The sequence below is a fragment of the Phyllobacterium sp. P5_D12 genome (assembly GCF_054049495.1).
In genome coordinates, this window is the sequence record NZ_JBFUMG010000961.1 from 1 (window position 1) to 1,065 (window position 1,065).

At 57.5% G+C, this 1,065-nt stretch carries 2 protein-coding genes; both read right to left on the reverse strand.

All coding sequences use genetic code 11. From position 1 onward, the window contains the following. On the reverse strand, positions 1-568 hold a 568-nt coding region (locus ACXJ5O_RS27975), incomplete at its 3' end, for an extracellular solute-binding protein (RefSeq protein ID WP_457302758.1). Between the two features lie 118 nt (positions 569-686). After that, on the reverse strand, positions 687-1,065 hold a 379-nt coding region (locus ACXJ5O_RS27980; protein ID WP_457302759.1), incomplete at its 5' end, for a LysR substrate-binding domain-containing protein.

The following is a 1,065-nucleotide window of genomic DNA, read 5'->3' on the forward strand; positions in this document are numbered from 1 at the left end:
GTCCGTCATAGGCCTGAATGCGACCCTTGTTCGACTTGCCATCAGGTAAGGTCATTTCCTCGAACACCACATTCCAGCTGGTCGGCGCCTTATCCTTGAACGCTTCAGTGTTGTACATCAGCACGTTCGGACCCCATACGTAAGGCACGCCATAATGAACGTCCTTGACGGTGTGCCAGGGCGCGTTCTGCATGCGTTCGTCAAGAGTCTTCCAGCTCTTGATAAGGTCCGTATTGATCGGCTGAACGCGCTTGCCGGCAACGAGACGCAGCGACGCATCTCCGGACGCGGTAACGAGATCGAAGTCGCCTTCGTTCATGAGCGCGACCATTTCGTCGGATGTTGCAGCAGTCTTGACGCTGACCTTGCAGCCGGTCTCCTTCTCGAAGCCCGTGACCCAATCATAGGCCTTGTCGGTATCGCCGCGTTCGATATAGCCGGGCCACGCAACGATGGAGACTTCGCCTTCTCCCTTGCCGATTTCTTTCAGCGCTTCCTGGGCGAGGACCTGCGTGGTGAAGGCAAGGGAAAGTGTAAGTGCAGTGCAGGATTTCAAAAACTGCTTCATCTCAATTCTCCCGTTTTGGCCCTGCTTTCAGGGCATATGTTCCCGGTAAGAAAAGTGCCTTGATTTCTCCGTATTCGCAAATTCATTTATCAGAAGGGTGCTATCGGAAATTCCGATATCACCGGGATCGACCGCTGCGCAGGGCTTCAGCGATACCAACGAAATCCCGGGCAGCCTGGGGCAGGCTGGAACCCTTGCGCCAGACCATGCCGACCTGCACCACGGGGAGCGCACCGGAAACGTCGCGGCTTTCGATGCGATCGCCTTCAAGCGACCACGGACGGTAGACAAGATCGGGCAACAGCGCGATCCCGGCGCCGGTGGCGACGAGACTACGGACGGCCTCAACCGAGCGGGTGCGGAAGGCGACATGCGGACGCGCGCCGAGGGCGGTCAGAAGTTTGCCGGTGTTTTCCTCGATCTCATCGACAGTCAGCATGATCAGCGGCTCCCTGGCGATATCGTTGATCGAGATGATATCCGCACTGACCAAGGGA